General features: G+C 64.2%; 20 protein-coding genes. 8 read left to right on the forward strand and 12 right to left on the reverse strand.

Annotation, left to right across the window (positions count from 1 at the left end; translation table 11 throughout):
* Positions 1-1,011 (forward strand): inorganic phosphate transporter, encoded by a 1,011-nt coding sequence (locus C0Z18_RS18860; RefSeq protein WP_102646940.1) that lies wholly within the window; start codon positions 1-3, stop codon positions 1,009-1,011.
* A 171-nt stretch (positions 1,012-1,182) separates the two neighbouring features.
* Here C0Z18_RS18860 and C0Z18_RS18865 read toward each other — a convergent pair whose 3' ends face one another.
* From C0Z18_RS18865 to C0Z18_RS18920, 11 genes are all read right to left on the reverse strand, one after another.
* Positions 1,183-2,178 carry a C40 family peptidase gene (locus tag C0Z18_RS18865; RefSeq protein WP_102646941.1) on the reverse strand — a complete coding sequence of 332 codons (996 nt, stop codon included), beginning with the start codon at positions 2,176-2,178 and terminating at the stop codon, positions 1,183-1,185.
* A 295-nt stretch (positions 2,179-2,473) separates the two neighbouring features.
* Positions 2,474-4,279, reverse strand: a complete 1,806-nt coding sequence (locus tag C0Z18_RS18875; protein ID WP_102646943.1) for a PhoH family protein — start codon at positions 4,277-4,279, stop codon at positions 2,474-2,476.
* 326 nt (positions 4,280-4,605) lie between these two features.
* A complete protein-coding gene (locus C0Z18_RS18880) occupies positions 4,606-5,067 on the reverse strand; it encodes a peroxiredoxin (RefSeq protein ID WP_102646944.1) in 462 nt (153 codons plus the stop codon).
* A 79-nt stretch (positions 5,068-5,146) separates the two neighbouring features.
* Entirely contained in the window at positions 5,147-6,043 is an 897-nt protein-coding gene (locus tag C0Z18_RS18885) for a polysaccharide deacetylase family protein (protein ID WP_102646945.1), read from the reverse strand.
* Between the two features lie 49 nt (positions 6,044-6,092).
* Entirely contained in the window at positions 6,093-7,169 is a 1,077-nt protein-coding gene (locus C0Z18_RS18890) for a bifunctional UDP-4-keto-pentose/UDP-xylose synthase (protein WP_102646946.1), read from the reverse strand.
* The gene (locus C0Z18_RS18895; protein WP_102646947.1) at positions 7,166-8,113 is read right to left on the reverse strand and encodes a formyltransferase; all 948 of its coding nucleotides are present in this window, start codon (positions 8,111-8,113) and stop codon (positions 7,166-7,168) included. The genes C0Z18_RS18890 and C0Z18_RS18895 overlap by 4 nt, the downstream gene beginning before the upstream one ends.
* Positions 8,110-9,162, reverse strand: coding sequence for a glycosyltransferase (locus C0Z18_RS18900; RefSeq protein WP_233217387.1), 1,053 nt, complete (start codon positions 9,160-9,162; stop codon positions 8,110-8,112). Before C0Z18_RS18900 ends, C0Z18_RS18895 begins: the two co-directional genes overlap by 4 nt.
* A 6-nt stretch (positions 9,163-9,168) precedes the next feature.
* On the reverse strand, positions 9,169-10,323 hold the full coding sequence (locus tag C0Z18_RS18905; RefSeq protein ID WP_102646948.1) for a DegT/DnrJ/EryC1/StrS family aminotransferase: 1,155 nt from the start codon (positions 10,321-10,323) through the stop codon (positions 9,169-9,171).
* A gap of 97 nt (positions 10,324-10,420) precedes the next feature.
* Entirely contained in the window at positions 10,421-10,792 is a 372-nt protein-coding gene (locus tag C0Z18_RS18910) for an SMR family transporter (RefSeq protein ID WP_102646949.1), read from the reverse strand.
* Between the two features lie 36 nt (positions 10,793-10,828).
* Positions 10,829-12,565 carry a glycosyltransferase family 39 protein gene (locus tag C0Z18_RS18915; RefSeq protein WP_102646950.1) on the reverse strand — a complete coding sequence of 579 codons (1,737 nt, stop codon included), beginning with the start codon at positions 12,563-12,565 and terminating at the stop codon, positions 10,829-10,831.
* Positions 12,566-12,682: 117 nt separating this feature from the next.
* Positions 12,683-13,057, reverse strand: coding sequence for an Mth938-like domain-containing protein (locus C0Z18_RS18920; RefSeq protein WP_102647002.1), 375 nt, complete (start codon positions 13,055-13,057; stop codon positions 12,683-12,685).
* A 359-nt stretch (positions 13,058-13,416) separates the two neighbouring features.
* Between C0Z18_RS18920 and C0Z18_RS18925 the strand changes: the two genes are divergently transcribed.
* The 6 genes from C0Z18_RS18925 (at position 13,417) to C0Z18_RS18950 (ending at position 19,779) form a co-directional block, all read left to right on the forward strand.
* Positions 13,417-14,655 carry a pyridoxal phosphate-dependent aminotransferase gene (locus tag C0Z18_RS18925; protein WP_102646951.1) on the forward strand — a complete coding sequence of 413 codons (1,239 nt, stop codon included), beginning with the start codon at positions 13,417-13,419 and terminating at the stop codon, positions 14,653-14,655.
* Between the two features lie 77 nt (positions 14,656-14,732).
* Positions 14,733-16,058: a homoserine dehydrogenase gene (locus C0Z18_RS18930; protein ID WP_102646952.1), complete on the forward strand. Its 1,326-nt coding sequence runs from the start codon at positions 14,733-14,735 to the stop codon at positions 16,056-16,058.
* A 33-nt stretch (positions 16,059-16,091) separates the two neighbouring features.
* Positions 16,092-17,543: a threonine synthase gene (gene thrC, locus C0Z18_RS18935; RefSeq protein ID WP_102646953.1), complete on the forward strand. Its 1,452-nt coding sequence runs from the start codon at positions 16,092-16,094 to the stop codon at positions 17,541-17,543.
* A gap of 142 nt (positions 17,544-17,685) precedes the next feature.
* Complete coding sequence (locus tag C0Z18_RS18940) at positions 17,686-18,957, forward strand: molybdopterin molybdotransferase MoeA (RefSeq protein ID WP_102647003.1); 1,272 nt, start codon at positions 17,686-17,688, stop codon at positions 18,955-18,957.
* A 39-nt stretch (positions 18,958-18,996) separates the two neighbouring features.
* On the forward strand, positions 18,997-19,254 hold the full coding sequence (gene moaD / locus C0Z18_RS18945) for a molybdopterin converting factor subunit 1 (RefSeq protein WP_102646954.1): 258 nt from the start codon (positions 18,997-18,999) through the stop codon (positions 19,252-19,254).
* A gap of 33 nt (positions 19,255-19,287) precedes the next feature.
* Complete coding sequence (locus C0Z18_RS18950; protein WP_102646955.1) at positions 19,288-19,779, forward strand: molybdenum cofactor biosynthesis protein MoaE; 492 nt, start codon at positions 19,288-19,290, stop codon at positions 19,777-19,779.
* On the opposite strand, the gene C0Z18_RS18955 is transcribed toward C0Z18_RS18950, so the two are convergent.
* Positions 19,780-20,292: a group III truncated hemoglobin gene (locus tag C0Z18_RS18955; protein WP_233217388.1), complete on the reverse strand. Its 513-nt coding sequence runs from the start codon at positions 20,290-20,292 to the stop codon at positions 19,780-19,782.
* A 228-nt stretch (positions 20,293-20,520) separates the two neighbouring features.
* Here C0Z18_RS18955 and C0Z18_RS18960 point away from each other — a divergent pair, with 228 nt between their 5' ends.
* On the forward strand, positions 20,521-21,012 hold the full coding sequence (locus C0Z18_RS18960) for an Rrf2 family transcriptional regulator (RefSeq protein ID WP_102646956.1): 492 nt from the start codon (positions 20,521-20,523) through the stop codon (positions 21,010-21,012).
* Positions 21,013-21,032: the final 20 nt, after the last annotated feature.

Genomic DNA, 21,032 nt, shown 5'->3' on the forward strand with positions numbered 1-21,032 from the left:
ATGCAATCGATTCAGATCGCTACTTGGGGCCTTGCGACGTTGATCATCGTCGCGTTGGCCTTCGATTTCATGAACGGCTTTCACGATGCGGCCAACTCGATCGCCACCGTCGTGTCGACGGGCGTGCTCAAGCCGCAACAGGCGGTCGCATTCGCGGCGGCTTGCAACGTCATCGCTTATTTCATCTTCCACCTGAAGGTCGCGCAGACGGTCGGCAAGGGCACGATCGACCCGAAGATCGTCGACCACTACGTCATTTTCGGCGCGTTGGCCGGGGCGATCGTCTGGAACATCCTGACCTGGCGCTTCGGCATTCCGGCCAGTTCCTCGCACGCGCTGATCGGCGGGCTCGTAGGCGCGGCGCTGGCCAAATCGGGCTGGTGGGCCCTGAACATCGACGGCATCTTGAAGACGGTCGCGTTCATCTTCATCTCGCCGCTGCTCGGTTTCGTGCTGGGCTCGTTCTTCATGACCGCCGTCTCTTGGATCTACTTCCGAACGCCGCCGAGCAAGGTCGATCGGCGTTTCCGGCGGTTGCAATTCATCTCGGCCGGCCTTTATAGCCTCGGGCACGGCGGCAACGATGCGCAGAAAACGATCGGCATCATCTGGATGCTGCTGATCGCCACCGGCTATGCATCTGCCACCGCCGCCGCGCCGCCGGTCTGGGTGATCGGCGCATGCTATCTGTCGATGGGCCTCGGCACGCTGTTCGGCGGTTGGCGCATCGTGCGCACGATGGGTCAGAAGATCACGAAGCTCAAGCCGGTCGGCGGTTTTTGCGCCGAGGCGGGCGGGGCCATCACGTTGTTCCTCGCATCGGCCATCGGTGTGCCGGTTTCGACGACGCACACGATCACGGGCGCCATCGTCGGCGTGGGCGCCACGCGCAAGCTGTCGGCCGTGCGCTGGGGCGTCGCCGGCAGCATCGTATGGGCGTGGATTTTGACGATCCCGGCCTCGGCGCTGCTTTCGGCGGCCGCATGGTGGCTCGGACACCGATTCCTGTGAGCGAAGGCGCGTAAGAGGGAACGTCGACGCCCGGCTCACGGGCCGACTCAGGCCGGCTAAGGTCGACTAAGGTCGAACAAAGGCGTCGATAGGAGAGAGCGATGCTTGGCTTAGCGCCAGGGCATCGCTCTTTTTTATTGCGGGTAGCGCGGCCCTACCGGTGCCGATGCATCAGTCGCCGTTATTGGCGAAACGGGCGATGGGATCGTCGCTGGTGGAGGTGGACGCAGGTTGCTGCGCGCTAGGCGCCGTCGAAGCACGCGTCATCTGCGCGTTGGATTCCGCCGGGAGCGGCCGGACCGATACCGCATTCGCTTGCCGGGCTTGCTGCGCCGCCTGGCGAGCGACTGGCGGAGGCGGCTCGAAAGCGTCCGCTGCCGCGGCGATCGGGTCCTCGGCCGGGGGCGCTGCCTCCTGAGCCGGAGAGGCGATGGGGGCGGGGGCCGTCGATGCAAAAGAAGGCGCCGGTGCGACTGCTGGTGCCGCTGATGCCGCAGTGGATCGTGCCGCCGGTGACGGAGCCGGCGCCACGGCAACCGCCGTCTGCCGCGGCGGCTCAGCCGGCGGCGTGTCGGGCACTGCCGGCGCTCTCGGCGCCGCCAGTTCGGTCGGCGCATCGAACGGCGACTTCGGCTTGAGCGGCGCGGCGACGCGCCGGATACCGTCGAAATGCCGCGCCCAGTACGGGTTCGTCAGATAGTCGAGCCGTACGGTGCCCCCGGTCGAAGGCGCATTCACGAAGCGTAGCTTCCCGACGTAGATCCCGACGTGCGAATGCGGCCTGCCCGTCGTATTGAAGAAAATCAGATCGCCCGGGGCAATTTCGTCCGGTTCGATCGATTCTCCGCGCCGGCTCATGTCTGCCGTCGTTCGCGGCAAATCGACATCGGCCGCTCGCGCAACCACATACCGAACGAGACCGCTGCAATCGAACCCGCTGTCGGGCGTATTGCCGCCCCAACGGTACGGAATGCCGATCAACCCCATCGCTTCGATCGAGATTTCCTCGCGACCAGTGCTGTGATCGACGAAGCGCGGCGAGCCGGGCGGCATCGTCCGCCAAGCGTTTTCCCCCGATGCCGCCCCGCCCGAACGCACGGCCCTCGGCGGCGCGCTCGAGCACGCCGCCAACGACAGCACGACAAGAATAAGAAGCCAAGATCTCATTGATCGATCAACCGTGGGTGCGCGATGCGAGGTTCGCCGTCGAGCAACGAGCCGGCAAGGGAGGGTAATCGCCTCGCCGCCGTTCGCACGCGCTGTTGCGGCCGATAGTAGCCCTGCCGGCGGGCCTTCGGCAAGAATTCTTCATAATTTACTTGAAGTTTGGGGGGCGATGCGTTGCCGCGCGCCGACAAGCTCGGCGAGGAATCCCAACGCCGTTATGGCCCCAAAAAGAAAACGCCCGGCAAGCCGGGCGTCGAAGGTGGCCGAGTGGGGACTGGGTTAGTCCCCGCGTCGATCAAAGAATATCGGAGGCGTAATCGGCCAGCCGCGAACGTTCGCCGCGAGCAAGAGTGACATGCCCGCTGTGCGTCCAGCCTTTGAAGCGATCCACGACGTAGGTGAGCCCCGAGCTACCTTCGGTCAGATACGGCGTATCGATCTGCGCGATATTGCCGAGGCAGACGATCTTCGTACCGGGGCCCGCACGCGTCACGAGCGTCTTCATTTGCTTGGGCGTCAGGTTTTGCGCTTCGTCGATGATGAGGTACTTGTCGACGAAAGTGCGCCCGCGCATGAAGTTCATGCTCTTGATCTTCAAGCGCGAGCGAATCAACTCCTGCGTGGCCGCGCGGCCCCATTCGCCGGCGCTGTCTTCCGTCCGCTGCAGCACTTCGAGGTTGTCGTCGAATGCCCCCATCCAAGGCTGCATCTTTTCTTCCTCGGTGCCGGGCAAGAAGCCGATGTCCTCTCCCACGGGCACGGTGGCTCGCGTGACGATGATTTCGTTGTAGCGCTTTTCATCGAGCACTTGGGCGAGACCCGCGGCCAGCGCGACGAGCGTCTTGCCGGTACCGGCTTGACCCAACAGCGTCACGAAGTCGATATCGGGGTTCATGAGCAGGTTCAGCGCGAAGTTCTGCTCGCGGTTGCGCGCTGTGATACCCCAGACGTTGTTCTTGTTGTGGCTGTAGTCGCGCAGCGTCTGCAAGACGGCCGTTTTACCGTTGAGCTCGCGGACGATGGCTTGGAACGGCGGCTCGCCGGTGAGCGGCTCGAGATAGACGAACTCGTTGACGAGCAGCGACGGACACAGCGGGCCGGTCACGCGGTAATACGTGGTGCCGGTCTTGTTGTCCTGCCAGCTTTCCATGCCCTTGGCATGCTTCGTCCAAAAATCTTGGGGCAGGGCGCGTACGCCCGAGAACAGCAGATCCTTGTCCTCGAGCACCTGGTCGTTGAAGTAGTCTTCCGCGGGCAGACCGAGCGCGTGGGCCTTGATCCGCATGTTGATGTCTTTCGACACCAACACGACTTGCCGATCCTCGCGTTCGCGCTGCAAGGCGCGAACGACACCCAAAATCTGGTTGTCGGCTTTGCCCTGCGGCAGCCCTTCGACCGGCTCGATGTCGGCGAGCTTCGTTTGGAAGTACAACCGTCCGAGCGCTTCGCGGCTACCGAGACCCGCGAGCGGCAAGCCTTCCGTGATCACGCCGGCATTCGCGACGAGCGAATCGAGCGTGCGGCTGACTTGACGCGCGTTGCGGGCAACCTCGGACATCCCCTTTTTGTGGTTGTCGAGTTCCTCGAGCGTCATCATGGGCAGATAGACGTCGTGCTCCTCGAACCGGAAGAGGCAGGTCGGATCGTGCATCAGCACGTTCGTATCGAGTACGAAAAGCTTGCGCAATTCGGTCTCGACCGTGGCCGCTTTAACGGAGCGGGGCTTGGCGGCTCCGCGCGCGGGGCTGGCTTGGGCGGCCGCTTCGGTCACCGCGGCCGGCTCTTGCTTGCGTGCCTGAATAGGAGCGGCCGCGGGCGTCGCCGGTTGCAGCAGCGCGGCGGTTTGCTTCGGTTTGCGGCCACGCGCGGTGGGAGCGGGTTCGGCGGCCGGGGCGGACGGCAGCGGGCGCAACGTGGCGCCGGCGTTGGCGGCCGTGCCCATCGGGGCGGCGACATGGGCGGTCGCGCCATACTCGGCCGCCTCGGTTTGCTCCCCCATCGTCCCTTGTTTTTTGGCGCCTCGCGCCGGTCTGGCTTTGGCCTTGAATTCATCGGGCGGCAACAGACTGCCGAGCTTGCTGGGCGGGGTAGGCAAAGGCATGGTTTCCCTCAAAGATTCGGGTCGCATCTCATGCGCCGCCGAACGCTCGGTCCGCGTTTGCGGGGCGAGCCTTCAGGCAGCGCGTTTCAGTTTTCGGTTCGCCGGTTCGCCTAGATTTCGATCAGCTCCTTCGCAAGAGAGCGGCGGCAGGGTAACGGCGAAGCCGCCGAAAAACAAAAAAGCCGCCGCTCCTGTTGCGATGGAGCAAGCGGCTCGGTTTCGAGCATCACGCGGCGCCTGACGAACAAAACGTCGATCTGATCGACGGCGCTCAAGCGGAGAAGACGAAGTGAACGGGAACTCATTGCAACGCAATATAACGCGCGTCAAAGTGCTTGTACAGCCTCCAGCGTTTCATCCACGTGGCCCGGTACTTTTACCCCACGCCATTCGCGCCGCAAGACGCCGTCCGCATCGATGAGGAAGGTCGAGCGCTCGATGCCTCGCACTTCCTTGCCATACATCTTTTTCATTTTGATGACGCCGAATAGCGTGCACAACACTTCATCGGCATCGGAAATCAACGGGAACGGCAATTCCAGCTTGGACTTGAAGTTTTCGTGGGAACGCAGGCTGTCGCGGGAAACGCCGACGATTTCGGCTCCGGCCTTCTTGAACTTCGGATACAAGTCGCGAAACTGCAAACCTTCTGTCGTGCAGCCCGGTGTGTTGTCCTTCGGGTAGAAATACAACACGAGCTTCTTGCCGCGCAGGCCGGACAGCGTGATATCGCCGCCCGTCGCGGGGGCTGAAAAATCAGGGACGGGTTGGTCGACTGCAATGGGCACGTGGTTCTCCTGTTCTTATCGCGCAAATGGTCGGGTGGGCCGATGCGTTGGGAAGACCGCCGGGCAAAGCGGCCGTTGCTCAGTCCGGTTGGACGATGAGCTCGCCCGAACGCCCCGGAATCGAACCCCAGGTGACAGGGTACGATGGCAACTGATCGAGGTCCAGCGCGGCATGGTAGTCGCCCATCGTCGCAAACGTGTGACCTTGAGCGTGCCAGCCTGCCAACAATTGCTCGAAGATCGGCGCAAGCTTCTGGCCCTCGAGTTCGGCATGCAGCGTGAAGACCTGGTCGGTCGGCGAGCGTTCCGTCGAGGCGAGCAGCCGCTCGGCGACGTTCGATTCGTCGCAACCGTCCACGCCGATGAGTTCGTCCAGCGTCGGCAACGTGGTGGGCAACTGAACGTGATCGAGCGTCTTGCCGCCCACGACGGGCCGATAAGGCGAGTGGCCGCGGCCGTCGGAGGCGTAACGCATGCCCCAGGCATCGATCTGCTCGAACGCATGTTCGTTCATCTGCCAGCCGGCGGAGCCGTGCGTGGCGGGCGGCGCGCCGAAAATATCGACGAAACGCTCGAAGCTCTTTTGCATTTCGCCGCATGTCCAGGCTTGGCCGCGCTCACGCACGTTGTCTTGCCAATAGACGTGGTCCCACGTATGGATGCCGCATTCGAAGCCGGCCTCGTGGATCGCACGCATCTCGGCCGTCGCGTGCCGGCCGATGTCGGGGCCGGGCAGCAGTACGCCGTACATCAATTGCTTGATGCCGTAGTGCTCGAGCACGGAGGTGCGCGAGACCTTCTTCAAGAAGCCGGGGCGAAACACGCGCCGCAGCGCCCAGCCCGTATGATCCGGGCCGAGGCTGAAGAGAAAGGTCGCGCGCGCCTTGAAGCGGTCGAGCATACGCGCGAGGTGCGGCACGCCTTCGCGCGTGCCGCGCAGCGTGTCGACGTCGATTTTCAGAACGATACGTGGCAAAGGCGATCCTTCGGGCTACGGGCGTGGCGGCAGCGCGGCGAAGCCGAGATTACTGCTGCTCGACGAGTGCGCGCGCCTCGGCCACATGGCCGCGATATGCTTCGAAAATCTTGCGCAGCGCATCGTCGAACGTCGCTTTCGGCGCCCACTCGAGTTCCGCCATCGTGTTCTCGATCTTCGGCACCCGGTTTTGCACGTCTTGATAACCCTTGCCGTAGTAAGCGCCCGAGGACGTTTCGACGAGCTTCACGGCCTTGGCGGATTCCGCGTACTCCGGGTACTCCGCTGCGAGCGCGAGCATCTTGTGCGCGAGTTCGCGCACCGAGAAGTTGTTGGTGGGATTGCCGATGTTGTAGATCTTGCCCGACGCGATGCCGTTCGGATTGTCGATGATCTTCATCAGCGCGCTGATGCCGTCGTCGATATCGGTGAAGGCACGTTTTTGCGAGCCGCCGTCGACGAGGCTGATGTTCTCGCCGCGCACGATGTGCCCGAGGAACTGCGTGACGACGCGCGAGCTGCCTTCCTTCGGCGTGTAGATCGAATCCAGGCCCGGTCCGATCCAGTTGAACGGACGGAACAGCGTGAAGTTCAGGCCCTCTTGCATGCCATAGCCCCAAATCACGCGGTCCATGAGCTGCTTGGAGCACGCGTAGATCCAGCGCGGCTTGTTGATCGGGCCATAGGTGAGGGCGGAGGCTTCCGGATCGAACTCTTCGTCGGCGCACATGCCGTAGACTTCCGACGTCGACGGAAACACGAGATGCTTGCGGTACTTGACGGCCGAACGCACGATCGGCAGGTTCGCCTCGAAATCGAGTTCGAATACACGCAGCGGCTGCTGCACGTAGGTGGCGGGCGTCGCGATCGCCACGAGCGGCAAGATCACGTCGCACTTCTTCACGTGATATTCCACCCACTCCTTGTTGATCGTGATGTCGCCTTCGAAGAAGTGCATCCGCTCGTGTTGCGTCAGGTCGCCGAGGCGGTCCGTCTGCATGTCCATGCCGAACACTTCCCAGTCGGTCGTCTCGAGAATGCGCTTGGACAAATGATGGCCGATGAAGCCATTGACGCCGAGAATGAGGACTTTCTTGGCGGAACGTTCGGTTTTGACGGAATTCATGGGTGGCGGGAACGAAAGTTGAGCTGGGCGAACTGCGAAGGCGTCACGACGGTTTCTTGCCCGTCGCGCTGATGCCGCAGCTCGGAAATGACGATGGCGCGCGCGTCGCCGCACACACCGAAACACGTATTATCGCTTACGTGCAGACCGGGGGGCAAATCGGCCAAATGGGCCTTGGCGATCGCATCCAATCCGGCCAGGCGCGCACGCGCGATCACGAAGCGCTCGCCGCCTATGTCGGTGAAGGCGCCCGGGTAGGGCGGCGCCACCGCGCGGATCAGGTTGTAGACTTCGCCGGCGGGCTTGGACCAGTCGATTCGGCCGTCCTCGGGCTTGCGTCCGCCGAAGTAGCTGCCACGGGAGAGGTCGTTGGGCAAATGAGGCGCTTCGCCGGCCAATAGCGCCGGCAGTACGCGCCAAAGCGTCTGCTCGGCCGCCACCGTGACCTTGTCGAATACTTCTTGCGCCGTATCGTCGGGCAGAATCGGCACGCTCGTTTGGGCGACGATCGCGCCGGCATCGGGCTTGGCCGCCATCTCGTGCAGCGTGGCGCCCGTTTCGGTTTCGCCGTTGAGCACGGCCCAATTCGTCGGCACGCGGCCGCGGTACTTGGGCAGCAGCGAACCGTGCATGTTGTAGGCGCCGCGCGGCGCGAGCGCCAGCACGTCGGCGGGCAGCATATGCCGGTAGTAGAACGAAAAGATGAAATCGGGCCGCGCGCGGGCGACGGCCTCGCGCAGCGGCGCCCCGGCCGGATCGGCGGGCGTGATCGTCTCGATGCCGTGTTCGGCGGCAACTTGCGCGACGCTGCCGAACCAAATGCGCTCGGCGGGGTTGTCCTCATGCGTGACGACGAGCGCGACGTCCACGCCGCGCGCGAGCAGCACGCGCAGACAGCGCACGCCGACGTTGTGATAGGCGAAGACGACGGCGCGCGGTTTCATCGATCGCGCTCCTCGCGGCTTTCCTGCGGCATCGCGGCAACGCCGCCGCTCACGGCCGGCGTGCGCATGCTCGCGCCGGCGGCCACATCGCCGGGGCGTCCTTCGAGTATCGTCTGGACGAGATAGCGAGGGCGCGCGCGTACCTGTTGGTAGATGCGGCCGATGTACTCGCCGAGCAGCCCCAAGGCGAAGATGATCACGCCGAGCATGAAGAATGTGATCGCGAACAACGTGAACACGCCTTGCACTTCGGCGCCGATCACGAAGCGCCGCACCACGAGCAGCAGGAACAATCCCGCCGAGCCCATCGACAAGATCACGCCGATGAACGACAGCCATTGCAACGGCACGACGGAGAAGCCCGTCACGAGATCGAAGTTGAGCCGGATAAGGCTGTAAAGCGAGTACTTCGATTCGCCCGCGAAGCGCTCTTCGTGCGCCACTTCGACCTCGATCGGGTTTTGGGCGAACGTGTAGGCGAGCGCCGGGATGAACGTGTTCACTTCCCCGCAGCGGTTGATCGTGTCGATGATCTGACGGCTGTACGCGCGCAGCATGCAGCCTTGGTCGGTCATCTTGATGTGCGTGATGCGCTCGCGCAGACGGTTCATCGCGCGTGAAGCCTTGCGCCGCCACAGCGTGTCTTGCCGCTGAATGCGGATGGAGCCCACGTAGTCGTAGCCCTCGCGCATCTTCGCGACGAGCTTGCCGATCTCCTCGGGCGGATTTTGCAAGTCGGCATCGAGCGTGATGACGATCTCGCCGCGCGACGCTTCGAAGCCCGCGAGAATCGCCATGTGCTGGCCGTAGTTGCCGTTGAGCAAGACGACCCGAGTGGTATCGGGCCGCGCGCGGAATTGCTCGGCCAGCAACGCGGGCGATTTGTCGCGACTGCCGTCGTTGATGAAAATGACTTCGTAGCTGGTACCCATCGCATCGAGCGCTGGGTACAGACGCGCATACAGTGCGTGCAGCCCCGCTTCCTCGTTGTAGACGGGGATGATGACCGAGACTTCCGGTTGTGCCGGTCGGTGTTCCGTATAACTCATGTCCGCTTATTTCCCATATTGTTCGCAGATCTCGTTGACGGCGCCGCACACGCGCGCCACGTCACGCTCGGTCATCAGCGTAAACAGCGGCAGCGTGACCGTCGTCGCGCCGAAGCGCTCGGCATGCGGGAACATGCCGGGCGCGAAGCCGCGCGCGCGGTACAGCGAGAACAGATGGATGGCCGGATAGTGCAGGCCGGTGCCGATCCGGTAATCGTCGTGCAGCTTTTGCATGAACAGCGCCCGATCGATCGTGAGCCGCTCGAGCGGCAGCGTGATCTGGAACATGTGCCAGTTGCCGTTCTCGAAATCGGCAAGCGGCAAGCCCACACCGAGCGCGGCCGCCGCCCCGCCTTCGAACCCCGCGAAGTAGGCGCGAGCAAGCGCCTTGCGTTGCGTCATGAAATGCTCGATCCGCGCGAGCTGACCCAGCCCGACGCGCGCCGCCACATCGGTGAGATTGTACTTGCCGCCGAGCAGGTCGCAGTCCATGCCGTCGTAGCCCTTGCGCGTGATGCCTTGCAGGCGGTACTTGCGCGCGAGTTCCGCTTCTTCTTGGTTGTTCAGCACCAGCGCGCCGCCCTCGATGGAGGTCAGGTTCTTATTGGCGTGGAAGCTGAACGAGACGATGTCGCCGAGCTTGCCGATGCGCTCGCCGCGCCAGGTCGAGCCGAACGCTTGGGCGGCGTCCTCGATCACGCGCAGCTTGTAGGCGCGCGCGATCTCGTAGAGGCGATCCATATCGACCGGCAAGCCAGCCAGGTAGACGGGAATGATCGCCTTGGTGCGCGGGGTGATCGCCTTCTCGAGCAGGTTCAGATCGATGTTGCGCGTGACGGGGTCGATGTCGACGAAAACGGGCGTGGCGCCCACCTCGAGGATCACGTTGGCCGTGGCCACCCACGATGCCGGCGTGGTGATGACTTCGTCGCCCGGGCCGACGCCCGCGATGCGCAAGCCGATTTCAAGCGTGGCCGTCCCCGAATTGAACGTCCGAACGGGCCGGCCGCCGAAAAAAGCGGAAAGCTGCTCCTCGAATGCCTGATTTTGCGGACCCGTGGTGATCCAGCCCGAGCGCAGCACGTCGACGACGCCGGCAATCGTTTCTTCGTCGATCTCGGGGCGCACGAAGGGCAGGAATGGAAGGGTGTCTTGGGTCATGGGCTTGGCTCGAGTATCGAAATGTCGTGTTGTGTTGTATTGAGGGGGTATGGCGCTCGCGGCGAGACGTGGAATTTTTCACTGCTGCGCGGCGCGCTCAACTTCGCGCCAATACGAGCACGCCGATCAAAATGATGCCGATACCGATGAGGCGCTGCAGGCTCAAGGCCTCGCCGAACAGGTACCAGGCCGCAAACGCGTTGACCACGTAGCCGAGCGAAAGCATCGGATAGGCGATCGAGACGTCCACGCGCGAGAGCCCGACGATCCAGACGACGACGCTCACCACGTAGCACGCCAGCCCGCCGACGATCGGCAGTTGGGTCGCGAGCTTCAGACCGATCGGGACAATATTCGCACGGGTGAATTCGAAGTGTCCAACGGCGTTGACGCCGGCCTTGAGCAGTAGCTGCGCGCAGGCGTTCAACGTCACGCCCGCCAAAATGCAAAAAAGAGAAATCGGATTCATCGAGTCATAACGAGGCAATGCCGGCGGGAGCGGCGGTTAAGGTTTTTCGACGACGACGCGTCGCGCATCTTGCGCGATCACGCGCATCGGTAAATGCCGGGCGGCGAAGTCGCGATACCGGTCGGGCGTCATCTCGGCCAGCGCCGGGCCCCCGGCGTTCCAGCGGGCGACCCATTCGTCGAGCGTCGGCACCCATTTGGACGGCTCTTGGGTGACGCCGAACGTCAATTCGTCGGGGCTGGCGACCATGATCATCGTATGGCCGACGTAAAACGGCAGCGTATGGTCGAGCATGGCGACCGAATAAAACGGTGCATCGGCCGGCAGGCGCGCCAACTCGGCCTTGATAGCCGGCGCGAGCAGTGCGCCCGAGCTTTGGCGGCCGAACACTTCGTGGCCCGTGCCGGCGATCGTGCACAGCATGACCCAAGCGGCGGCGAACGCGGCTGCCGACGGCAGCACGCTGCGCTCAGAGCGCTTGAGCACCGCCAACGCGGCAAGCGTCACCACGAAGGCCGCGCCGATCGCGGCGAACACCCACACGCGGAAATCGCGGTACAGGACATTGGGCGTACGGGCATCGCCCAGGCGAGCGAGGAAGATCGCGCCGATCGCGGTGGCCACGAGAAAAACGGCGTAACCGATCAGGTGGCGTCGCCAAGCTTGGCGCGATACGTGCGGCAGGTAAGCCCCGAGCAGCAGCGCCAGCGCCGGCGCAACGGGCAGCACGTACGACACGAGCTTCGAATGCGATGCGCTGAAGAACAAGAAGATGAAGACGAACCAGACGACGAGCAGCTTGCCCGGCGCGAAGCCGTTCAACTGCCGCGGTTGCGCGAGCGCGTGGCGAAGAGCGCGCCAACCGAGCGGCAGCCATGGCAGAAAGCCCACGAGCAGCACCCAGACGAAGTAGTACACCGGACCCGGGCGGTGCTGGTCGGGCGTCAAGTACCGATCGAACTGCTGGACGATGAAGAAGAAATTCAGAAACTCGGGGTTGCGCTGTTGTATCAGCACGAACCACGGGGTCGCGATCGCGAAGAAGACGACCAAGCCGCTCGGCAGATAGAGCCGCTTCCACAGCGCCCAGTCGCGCTGGATCAACGAGTAGATAACGAGCACGGCACCGGGCAGCACGATGCCGATCAGTCCCTTGGACAAGACCGCCAGCGCCATCGCGGCCCAGCATAGCCACATCCATCGGCGTGCCTCGCGCGGCTGCACGCCCACGCGCTGCGCGAGCAGCATGGCGCAAAGCGTGACCTCCATCCAAAAGGACAGGCCCATGTCGAGCGTGTTGAAATGCCCCATCAACTGCCAGTACGGCGCGCTCGCGAGCACGAGCGCCGTGGCGAAGCCCGCCGCCGGGTTGATGAGCCGGGCCGCGGTGTAGCCCGCGACGAGCACGCCCGCAAACCCGGTGAGCGCGGTGTAGAGCCGCGCTTGCCATTCGCCGATGCCGAACCAGGCGAACGTGAGCGCGTTCATCCAGGTTTGCAGCGGCGGCTTTTCGAAGTACTTGTAGCCGTTGTATCGGGGCGTGATCCAATCGCCCGTCAGCAGCATCTCACGCGCCATTTCGGCATAGCGGCCCTCGTCGCTCGGCACGAGGTGCCGCCAACCGAGTGGAACGAACCAAAGCAAGGCGAGCGCGAGAACGAGCAATACGATCGTCAGCCGGCTGGCTGGCCAGGACGTCGCCGCGGCGATCGGCGGCGGCGTGCGGTTCGGTGCGACCGCGCCGTCGGCGCGGGAATAACGTTCAAACGGCATAGGGCGGCGTTCGGGTGGTCTATCGGTGTGGGCGGGGCGGAGCATCGACGCGGCCGGCTGGCACGCGCGGGCCCCGGTTTGCGCGGCCGACGGCGGGCTGGAGAGCCGCGCGCCGTCTCATCGCTCGATGAGCAGGGCGGCAGCCACGCGCCGGCCTTCGGCCATCAGGATGTTGTAAGTGCGGCAGGCCGCCATGAAATCCATCGTCTCGACGCCGATGCGGCGGGCGGCGAGCGCAGCCGTGAGCCGCGGGTGCGGGAAACGCAGGCGCTCACCGCTGCCGAACACGACGAGCTCGGGCGTCTGCTCGAGCACGAGCTCGAAATGTTCGGGGGCGAGCGCATCGAACGCCGTGACGGGCCAAGCCTGCACGGGCGTATCGGGCAACAGCAAGATGCTGCTTTCATGACGCACGAGATTGACGTCGACGTAATGGGCGCCGTAGCCGGTCACCGTATTGAGCGCGCCGCTCGAATCTTGGTGTAATTTCAAATTCGTTTCCGTGGTTTCGTCGGCCGGAGCATGACCGCCTGCGACCGTATCGAGGCCATATCGAGGCCGAAAGGGGCTTTCGCGACGAATGGTGCATTGCGAAAGTCGGCCGAAATCCGCTAAATTATAACTTTTTAGCCGCCTCGCGGCGCCCAGCATCGTGCACGCGCGCGAGCGAATCCAATCAGTCGCCACTCGTGCGCGCCACAAGCGCGCCGTCAAGCGGGCGAACGTGCGGCGCGCGTTTTATCCGGCGAACCCGCCGTCACATGGGCGCAGCAATGCTTTGCACGCATGCGACCGTCGCGTGCTAGGCTCGCGCCCCCGTCTTTCGGCTCTCCCCAGGAACTCAGTCCGCCGTGAAACCGATTCTTAAATCGAACAAGCTGCTCAACGTCTGCTACGACATCCGCGGGCCTGTGCTTGAGCACGCCAAGCGTCTCGAAGAAGACGGGCATCGCATCATCAAGCTGAACATCGGCAACCTGGCGCCGTTCGGGTTCGATGCACCCGACGAAATCATTCAGGACATGATCCGCAATCTGTCGGCCTCGTCCGGCTATTCGGATTCGAAAGGGGTATTCGCCGCGCGCAAGGCGATCATGCATTACTCGCAGCAAAAGGGCGTGGCCGGCGTCGAATTGGACGACATCTATATCGGCAACGGCGCCTCCGAGCTTATCGTCATGGCGATGCAAGGGCTGCTGAACGACGGCGACGAAGTGCTGCTGCCGGCCCCCGATTATCCGCTATGGACCGCCGCGGTCAGCCTCTCGGGCGGCACACCGGTGCACTATTTGTGTGACGAATCGAACGCGTGGATGCCCGATCTGGACGATCTTCGCTCGAAAATCACGCCACGCACGCGCGCGCTCGTCGTCATCAACCCGAACAACCCGACTGGCGCCTTGTATTCGGACGAATTGCTGCTCGATTTGCTCGAAATCGCCCGGCAACACGGACTCATCGTCTTTGCCGACGAGGTTTACGACAAGATCGTCTACGACGGCAAGAAGCATACGTCGCTCGGCGCGCTGTCGGAGGACGTCGTCACCGTCACGTTCAATAGCCTGTCCAAGAGCTACCGGTCGTGCGGCTATCGGGCGGGCTGGATGTACGTGTCGGGCTTGACGGGCGAAAACCGGCGCCGGGGCAAGGATTACTTCGAAGGGCTCGGCATCCTCGCCTCGATGCGGCTGTGCCCGAACGTTCCAGGCCAGTATGCGATCCAGACGGCGCTCGGCGGCTATCAGAGCATCAACGATCTCATCGGGCCGGGCGGGCGGCTCTACCGGCAGCGGCAAGTCGCCTACGAGATGCTCAACGCGATTCCGGGCGTGAGCTGCGTCAAGCCGGAAGCGGCGCTGTACATGTTTCCGCGGCTGGACCCGGAAATCTATCCGATCAAGGACGACCAGCAGTTCATCCTCGATCTGCTGCTCGAGGAGCGCGTGCTGCTCGTGCAGGGTAGCGGCTTCAACTGGCCGCGGCCCGATCACTTCCGCGTCGTGTTCTTGCCGAACGTGGACGATTTGACCGACTCGATCAACCGCATCGGGCGCTTTCTCGAAGGCTATCGCAAGCGTCACGGCACCTAGCCGCGGCTTGCGGCGGGCGGCCGCGAGCCGTCCCGCGCTTTCCCTTTTCATTGAATCATCTAACTAGAAAACGCTGCATGGAACCGATCAAAGTTGGCTTGCTGGGCTTCGGCACGGTGGGTAGCGGCACCTTCACGGTGCTGCGCCGCAATCAGGAAGAAATCAAACGCCGCGCCGGCCGTGGGATCGAAATCGCGCGCATTGCCGTGCGCAATCCGGCCAAGGCGCTTGCCGTGCTGGGCGAGGCCGCGAGCACCGTACAACTCGGCAGCGATTTCGAAGCCGTCACCGACGATCCGGCTATCGATATCGTGGCGGAAATGATCGGCGGCACCGGTATCGCTCGCGAGCTCGTGCTGCGGGCCATCTCCAACGGCAAACATGTCGTCACGGCGAACAAGGCGTTGCTCGCCGTGCACGGCACCGAGATTTTCGCGGCGGCGCGCGACAAAGGCGTGATGGTGGCGTTCGAGGCGGCGGTGGCCGGCGGTATCCCGATCATCAAGGCGTTGCGCGAGGGGCTCACGGCCAACCGGATTCAGTCGATCGCGGGGATCATCAACGGCACGACGAACTACATCTTGTCCGAGATGCGCGAGCGCGGCCTCGATTTCGCGACGGCACTCGCGGGCGCGCAGGCGCTCGGCTATGCCGAAGCCGACCCGACGTTCGACATCGAAGGCGTGGATGCGGCGCATAAGCTCACGATCATGAGCGCGATCGCGTTCGGTATCCCGATGCAATTCGATCGTGCGTACGTGGAAGGCATCAGCAAGCTCGCGTCGATCGATATCAAATACGCCGAGGACCTCGGCTACCGTATCAAACTGCTCGGCATTACGCGGCGCACCGAACGCGGTATCGAGCTGCGCGTGCATCCGACGCTGATCTCGGCGAAGCGGTTGCTGGCGAGCGTCGAGGGCGCGATGAACGCCGTCGAAGTGCACGGCGACGCCGTCGGCACGACGCTCTATTACGGCAAAGGCGCGGGCGCCGAGCCGACGGCCTCGGCCGTCGTCGCCGATCTCGTCGACGTGACGCGTCTGCATACCGCCGATCCGGGCCACCGCGTGCCGCACCTCGCGTTCCAGCCGCAAAGTCTGGCCGATACGCCCGTGTTACCGATCGAGGAAGTGACGAGCGGTTACTACTTGCGCCTGCGCGTGGCCGATGTGACGGGTGTGCTGGCCGACATCACGCGCATTCTGGCCGAGGCCGGCATCTCGATCGACGCCTTGCTGCAAAAGGAGGCCGAGCAAATCGCGGACAACGGCGAGACCGACGTCGTGATCATCACGCACGATACGCTCGAGAAGAACGTGAATGCGGCCATCGCGCGCATCGAGGCGCTCTCGACCGTCGTTTCTAACGTCACGAAGCTGCGGATCGAAGCCCACGCCTGAGTCCGACACCGAAATCGATTTATCGAGCTGACTATGAACTACATTTCCACGCGCGGTGCCGGGATCGGTGAGCGCCATACGTTCTCCGACATTTTGCTCACCGGGCTGGCCAAGGATGGCGGCCTATATCTTCCGGCCGACTATCCGCGCGTGTCCGCCGAGGAACTCGCACGCTGGCGCGCGCTGCCGTACGCCGATCTCGCCTTCGAGGTGCTGAGCAAGTTTTGCGACGACGTCCCCGCCGACGAACTGCGCGCGCTGACTCGTCGCACCTATCGCGCCGATGTCTATCGCAACGTGCGCGCCGGCGAGGATGCGAACGAGATCACACCGCTCACCCCGCTCGGCGTCGAAAACGGCGCGCAACTGTCGCTGCTCGCGTTGTCGAACGGTCCGACGCTCGCGTTCAAGGACATGGCGATGCAGTTGCTCGGCAACCTGTTCGAGTACACGCTTGCCAAGCACGGACAAACGTTGAACATTCTCGGCGCGACGTCGGGCGACACGGGTAGCGCCGCCGAGTACGCGATGCGCGGCAAGGCCGGTATCCGTGTGTTCATGCTTTCGCCGCATCGCAAGATGAGCGCGTTTCAGACCGCGCAGATGTACAGTCTGCAAGAGCCGAACATCTTCAATCTGGCGGTCGAAGGCGTATTCGACGATTGCCAGGACATCGTGAAGGCGGTCTCGAACGATCACGCGTTCAAGGCGCGGCACAAGATCGGCACGGTCAACTCGATCAACTGGGCGCGCGTCGTGGCTCAGGTCGTCTATTACTTCAAGGGTTACTTCGCGGCGACGAAGTCGAACGAGGAGCGCGTTTCGTTCACGGTGCCGTCGGGCAACTTCGGCAACGTCTGCGCCGGGCACATCGCCCGCATGATGGGATTGCCGATCGAAAAGCTCGTCGTGGCCACGAACGAAAACGACGTGCTCGACGAGTTCTTCCGCACCGGTATTTATCGCGTGCGCGGCGCGGCGCAGACGTACCACACCACGAGCCCGAGCATGGACATCTCCAAGGCGTCCAACTTCGAGCGTTTCGTCTTCGATCTGCTGGGCCGCGACCCGGCGCGCGTGCTGCAACTGTTTCGCGACGTCGAGGAAAAGGGCGGGTTCGATTTGGCGGCGAGCGGCGACTTCGCCCGGGTGCGGCAGTTCGGCTTCGTCTCGGGACGCAGCACGCACGACGATCGCGTGGCGACGATCCGCGACATCGATGCGCGTTACGGCCAAGTCATCGACACCCACACGGCCGACGGGCTCAAGGTGGCGCGCGAACACTTGGACCCGGGCGTACCGATGATCGTGCTCGAGACGGCGCAACCGATCAAGTTCGGCGAGACGATACGCGAAGCACTCGGGCGCGATCCCGAGCGGCCCGCGGCGTTCGATGGACTCGAATCGCTCCCGCAACGCTTCGACGTGTTGCCGGCCGATGCAGCCATCGTCAAGGCTTTTATCGCGGAGCACACAGGCGATTGACGTAAAGCGGGGGCGCACCGTCCCCCACTATTGCCGCCCGCGCGCCGCGCGCCGCGCGCATGCGCGGCTTGCCGCGAGGCATATGCCGGATCGGCCCATGCCTCGCTACAATGAGGGCTTTCGCAGCGAGAATCGCCTGCCGATGTCCACGCCCTCACACTCGACGCCCCGCGCGCCGCTTCTATCGACGGCCGAAGCGCTTGCCACGTTGCTCGCCGCCGCCACGCCCATTGCCGAAACCGAATCCGTGCCGACGCTCGAGGCGCTCGGCCGGGTGCTCGCAGCCGACGTCGTGTCGGAGCTCGACGTGCCGCCGACGCACACCAGCATGATGGATGGCTACGCCGTGCGCATCGCCGATCTCATGCAGGGCGATCGCCGCCTCCCGGTCTCGCAAAGGGTGCCTGCCGGTCATCGCCCGGAGCCGCTGGTTACGGGTACGGCCGCGCGTATCTTCACGGGCGCGCCGATCCCGCCCGGGGCGGACGCCGTCGTCATGCAGGAACAAGCGGAGGCGGACGGCGACGCCGTCGCGATCTTGCATACGCCCAAGGCCGGCGAATGGATTACCGCACAGGGCGCCGATATCCGCCGCGGTGCCGTGATCTTGCCGGCCGGCACGCGGCTTTCGCCGCAAGCACTCGGTCTGGCTGCGTCCATCGGGGCGGCGCGGCTCGAGGTGAAGCGGCGCTTGAAGGTCGCCGTGTTCTTCACCGGCGACGAGTTGACGATGCCCGGCGAGCCGCTCGCGCCGGGCGGTATCTACAACTCGAACCGCTTCACGCTGCGCGCGCTGCTGGAACGCCTGAACTGCCAGGTGACCGATCTCGGCATCGTCCCCGACCGGTTGGAGGCCACGCGCGATGCGCTGGCTGCGGCGGCAAGCGGTCATGACCTCATTTTGACCTCGGGCGGCGTATCGGTGGGCGAGGAAGACCACGTGAAGCCCGCCGTCGAGTCGCAGGGCCGCCTTGCGCTATGGCAGATCGCGATGAAACCGGGCAAGCCGCTCGCGTTCGGCGCGGTGCGGCGCGACGCGGCTTCCGGCGCTGTGGCTGCGTCCACGCGCGACGAGGCGCATTTCATCGGCTTGCCCGGCAACCCCGTATCGAGCTTCGTCACGTTCTTGCTGTTCGTGCGTCCGTTCTTGCTGCGGCTCGCCGGCGTGCCCAGCGTGGAGCCGCGCGCCATTGCGCTGCGCGCCGATTTCACGCAAACGAAGGCCGATCGCCGCAACGAATTTCTGCGCGCGCGTATCAACGGCGCGGGAGGGCTCGATCTGTTCCCGAATCAAAGCTCGGCGGTGCTGACTTCGACGGTATGGGGCGACGGCCTGATCGACAATCCGCCGAATCACGCGATCAGTGCCGGCGAGACCGTGCGTTTTCTTCCTTTTTCCGAATTGCTGGGCTGACGGCGCGCCCGTTACGGCACGCCGGACCCGGACTCCAACATGAAAATCGACCTCAGATACTTTGCGAGCGTGCGCGAGGCCGTCGGCCTCGCCGGGGAAGCGGTCACGGTGCCGGACGGCGTCGCGACCGTGGGCGACGTGCGGGCTTGGCTGCGCACGCGCGGCGGGGCATGGGCGGAGGCGCTCGCCGAGGGCCGAGCCCTGCGGATGGCCTGCAATCATACGATGACGGATGCCGGCACGCGGTTGACCGACGGCTGCGAAGTCGCCTTCTTCCCCCCCGTCACCGGTGGCTGAAATGAGCGGGCCACACATCGGGAGCCTGATGACATGACTATCCGCGTGCAAACGGAAGACTTCGACCTATCGACGGAAATCGCGGCGCTGCGCGCCGAGAACCCGAAGATCGGCGCCGTGGTGGCGTTCGTGGGAACGGTGCGCGATCTGAGCGAGGGGGAGAACGTCGAGGCGATGGAACTCGAGCATTACCCCGGCATGACCGAAAAAGCGCTCGAGGCGATCGAGCGGGAAGCGAAGGGGCGTTGGCCCGGCTCGGAATTGCTGATCGTGCATCGGGTCGGCAAGCTGCTCCCGCGCGACCAGATCGTATTGGCGGCCGCGACCTCCGCGCACCGGCACGATGCGTTCGACGCCTGCTCGTTCGTCATGGATTATCTGAAGACGCAAGCGCCGTTCTGGAAGAAGGAGACGACGCCGAACGGGGCGCGCTGGGTGGATGCCCGCGTCGCCGACGACGCCGCGCTTGCCCGCTGGGGAATTACGGGGACGAATGCGCCGGCGGACGATAAGCCGGGCGCTTGATCAGCGTTCGTCCCCCGATCTTTCATGCGGCGAATCGTCGCGTGCGCGCTTCGGCGCGATGCGCTCGAGCAGCGCCTGCTGTTCCGGGGGAATCGTGTAATCCCAACCGAAACGGCTCAATTGCAGGCTCTGGGCGATCCGCAGCGCGGGTTCCATGAAGCGTACGGCCGCCGCGGGTTCGTAGCGATCGCAGACCGTATCGAGAAACAAGTGCAGCCAGCGGCTGAAATGGCGCGGTTCGACGCCCGCCAGCGGCTGATGAGCTTGCTGGACGTTGCCGCGATAGCCCTTTTCGCCGAGCACGAGGCTACTCCAAAACAGACACATCTTCGGCAAGTGATCGTCCCAGCGGCCTTGCAGGACCGCGTCGAACACGGGCCCGAGCAGCGCGTCGGCGCGGACTCGATCGTAAAAGGCATACACCAGTTCGCGGATGTTCTCGGCGTTGGGTTCGCGATGGCGCGCGGGGGACACATCGGCGAGCGCGTTGCCCGGATTCGTGGAGGTCGGCATCTGAGGTCGAAAAACATGAGCGGTTTGTGGTCTAATCCGCCGCAAACCGCGCGCAAAGCAAGCTAAATTATCGAGAAGCGAAGCACGCACATCATATTACCCGTGCGGTCGATGCATGTTATGGTCAAGCCGCCGCCCATACAACCCTTGCGCTCGGTATCGTTTTTGCCGCGGGCATATTGCGTCCCGCCGGCTTTCGCCGAGCGCCAATCGAGCCGTTGCCTGCCCATGAGACTCACTGACTACACCGATTACGCGTTGCGCGTGCTGCTGTTCTTGGCCGTCCGCGACGAGGGGCTGGCGACGATCCACGATATTTCCGATGCCTACGGCATTTCCAAGAACCATTTGATGAAGGTGGTTCAACGGCTCGGGGAGCTGGGCTGGATCGAGACGGTGCGAGGGCGGCACGGCGGTTTGCGACTCAACGCGCGCTCGTTGAGTCTGACGATCGGCGAAGTGGTCCGCGGCACCGAGAGCGATTTCGCGCTCGTCGGCTGCTTTCCACGCGAGGGCGCGGAGCCGCGGCACTGCGTCATCGAGCCGCAGTGCCGCCTGAAGCACGTTTTCGAGGCGGCGCGCGGCGCGTTCCTTGCGGAACTCGACCGGTACACGCTCGGCGAGCTTGCCGGCCCGGCGGCCCCGCTGGCCGAACTGCTCGGCTTGCCCGCCGGCCGGGGCGCGCCTGCGCGTCCGGTGGTGCCGATCGCGTCGATGTAGCGTCGTTCGACGCGCAAAGT

The sequence above is a fragment of the Trinickia dabaoshanensis genome (assembly GCF_002879885.1).
Taxonomy (GTDB): Bacteria; Pseudomonadota; Gammaproteobacteria; order Burkholderiales; family Burkholderiaceae; genus Trinickia; species Trinickia dabaoshanensis.